Here is a 2,966-nt window from a genome sequence, read left to right on the forward strand (position 1 = left end):
GCGGTCACCCCGGTCTCGACGTGGTTGAGCAGCTTCGCCACCGTTAGTCGAGGCAACCCCATGCCTGTCAGACGAGACGCTCCGGTTCGCCGAAGGTCGTGCGGTCGGAAGTCTGCAACATTTGATTTCGCTTTCACCCGCTCGGCAGCCTTGCCGATATTGATCATGGGCTTCGATGGCTTGGTCGGGCTGGGAAACAACCAGCCGGAATCATGTCGATACTCTTCGAGTTCCCTGAGAATTGCGAGTGACTGGTTCGACAGCGGAACACGGTGCGCCAGCTTATTCTTGGCGTGTGCCGGAGGGATCGTCCACCACGCGCCATCGAGGTCGAGATCGTCCCATCGCATCATCGCGATTTCCGCGCCCCTTTGAAGGGTGAGGAGACGTAGTTTGAACATCCGCCCCATGATCGGGCCTAGTTCTTCAAACGCGCCCCAAAGAGACTTCAATTCGGCATCCGTGAATATCCGTTGTCGGGGTTGCTCACGGCTAGGCTGCTTGACCTGAGAACAGGGGTTGGCTTCCACGATGTCGCGGCTTATGGCGAAGTTGAAGATTTTGTTGATGAGGGCCCGAACGCGGTTCGCCATGATTGGCGCTGATCGGTCGACGATCGAGTCCAGCAATTCGATCACGTCGCGCCGATGGATGTCGGTGACCCGCCGGCTTCCCCAATGCGGCAGCAATTCTCGTTGGATAATCCGTTCGTCCTCTCGAATGCTCTTTGCGGCCTTCTGTTTTTTTGCATGGCGTTCCAGGTAGGAATTAGCCAAGTGGGTAAACGTATCTATGCCACGCTCTGCACGGCGCTCGATCAAAGGATCTATGCCGTCGATAATTTCGCCGAGACGCCGGTTGGCTAAATCCCGGGCTTTGTTGAGGGTGAGGGGTCCGTAACCGCCGAGGGTGTAAAGCCGCTTCCTCCCGTTCGCTCTATATGAGACGACGAACGACTTTTTGTCCGACGGATAGATCCTCAATCCAAGCCCCCGGGGACTATCGTCCCAGCGCACGTCCCGGCTCAAACCGTCGCCTTCGTAGTGGCAGGTATCGATGTAGCGTTTGGTCAGGCGCACAGCATGGAGTTCCGTTGGGGTGATCCGCTAAGTCACCTATAAGTCACCACAGTATAGCGAAGCTGCGCGTATTTGAAAGTACACAATTCATCCAAAATCGCATATTATCAGCGACTTTAGGTATCTCTGGATACGCATAGAGAAGTTAGGGAAACTGATTTGTAATCAGTAGGTCGGGGGTTCGAATCCCTCAGCCGGCACCAATTAAAACAAGGGCTTAGCGATAATTCGTTAGGTCCTTGTTTTTATGTATCAATGATATGTCAATATTTCAGGCGACGTTCAATGCGTCACACCATCCGGCTCGGTCGCCAACAGCACCTCTATCGCTTTTATGATCTTTCGCCACGTCGCTGCGCCATCCATGTCGCCAACGGCCAAAAAGCTGTCGGCAAGTATCGCTGCCCGTAGGGGTGCCTGGTGGTCCCCATGCTTGGCGATAAACGCGCTGGCCGAGCGGTAAATATCAATCTCTGAGGTCATGCGGGAAGTCTGCCAGGATTGGCGAATAAGAAAAGCCTCGCCGGAGGACGGGGCTGAGTTAATGATCGCACTTAGAAATGAATTGTCACCGATAGCGGCTTCGCTGTCTAAGACGAATCTTTATCGAGCGTGAGCCGTCTTCGATGGCATAAGTTTTAGCGCTTCATCAATAGCGATCGCAAAATTCAAACTTTCTCCAGTCGTCACCTTGAAGGTTGTGATTCCAATAAGACGGCCTTGTGCGTCGAAGAGCGCACCACCGGAGGAACCACGCGATATCGCCGCAGATGTTTGAATGACGGAAACTCCTTTTCTTATGCGAAGCCCCGAAATTAAACCTTCGCTAAAGCTATTTCGGAGGCCCTTCGGCGAACCGATTGCAAATACTTTTTCACCAACTTTTAGGTCGGAATAGTTTCTTGTAGCACTTACGGGGCGAAGTTTTTCTTCTGAAGTGATGAAACAGATGTCTTTTTTTCGGTCTCCAACAGGGGGTCCGAAATAGATCCGCTTATCGTTTATATTAGTAAAGATGTTCGACTTATCCACGACCACATGACAGTTAGTAACCGCTAAGTTTTCGGTTAGCGCGATAGCAGAGCCTCGGCTGCCCTTCTCGTCGGTGCGAGCTTCTAGCGGAAATACCGACGGCGATAATAAGGCAAAGAGTTCCACAGGACTTAGTTCGGTCTGCTCGGTTCGGGAGGCTCTACGGGCGACAGTCCAGGCTCGACTGCTGACGCTTCGTATATGGCTATAGGCGACCACTGCGGTTCAGCGTGCAGAACGCTCTCCGTCCGTTTTGCAAGCTGCATACTTACCTGTGTTGCCGGCTTGTAGCGCTAGATGATTTGCTAATTTTTCCAAGATCAAAGAAATAACAGAGCACATTTAGACAGGATTGAAACATGGTTAATGAAATTTAAATATAAAATCAGCTGTACAATCGCTATTTATTGTAGGTTAATTAACAAAACTCCTTTTGGTCAAGAGAAAATGACTGTAATGTATTACATTGTTTCTGATCGTTTAGTTGTGCGTTGATAGTTGCCTGGACTGGAACATGAACAGCTAGATGCTTGTCGGCGTGTACGGCCATACGACCCACCAGAGGTCGCATCAAGCCGGCAAAATGTTGCAGCCAAGCACCGCAGCGAGGGAGAGATAATGGTAGATCAACCGAGCACAGGCCCTGCTGCGCTGGCGCATGCGCCAGCGCCAAGCATTACGGTGGTCGGCGTCGGCGGTGCGGGTGGCAACGCCATCAACAACATGATTCGTGCCAACCTGGAAGGCGTTGAGTTCGTGGTTGCGAACACCGACGCCCAGGCCCTGAAACAATCCATGTGCGAGAACCAGATTCAGCTCGGCGCGAACGTAACCCAAGGCTTGGGCGCGGGCGCC

At 52.4% G+C, this 2,966-nt stretch carries 4 protein-coding genes; 1 reads left to right on the forward strand and 3 read right to left on the reverse strand.

Annotated features, from left to right (window positions below):
- The 3 genes from O6944_00300 to O6944_00310 form a co-directional block, all read right to left on the reverse strand.
- On the reverse strand, positions 1–1,079 hold a 1,079-nt coding region (locus O6944_00300), incomplete at its 3' end, for a tyrosine-type recombinase/integrase (protein MCZ6717593.1).
- A gap of 282 nt (positions 1,080–1,361) precedes the next feature.
- Positions 1,362–1,562, reverse strand: coding sequence for a hypothetical protein (locus O6944_00305; protein ID MCZ6717594.1), 201 nt, complete (start codon positions 1,560–1,562; stop codon positions 1,362–1,364).
- A 120-nt stretch (positions 1,563–1,682) separates the two neighbouring features.
- Positions 1,683–2,237 carry a trypsin-like peptidase domain-containing protein gene (locus O6944_00310; protein ID MCZ6717595.1) on the reverse strand — a complete coding sequence of 185 codons (555 nt, stop codon included), beginning with the start codon at positions 2,235–2,237 and terminating at the stop codon, positions 1,683–1,685.
- Positions 2,238–2,729: 492 nt separating this feature from the next.
- Between O6944_00310 and O6944_00315 the strand changes: the two genes are divergently transcribed.
- Positions 2,730–2,966 (forward strand): hypothetical protein (locus tag O6944_00315; protein MCZ6717596.1); only part of this gene is annotated, 237 nt, incomplete at its 3' end.

This window comes from Gammaproteobacteria bacterium (genome assembly GCA_027296625.1).
GTDB lineage: Bacteria > Pseudomonadota > Gammaproteobacteria > JAKEHO01 > JAKEHO01 > JAKEHO01.

What these genes read in the sequence shown, in the direction of transcription:
- O6944_00305 (MCZ6717594.1), bottom strand. Translation starts at nt 1,562, where the DNA reads ATGACCTCAGAGATTGATATTTACCGCTCGGCCAGCGCGTTTATCGCC.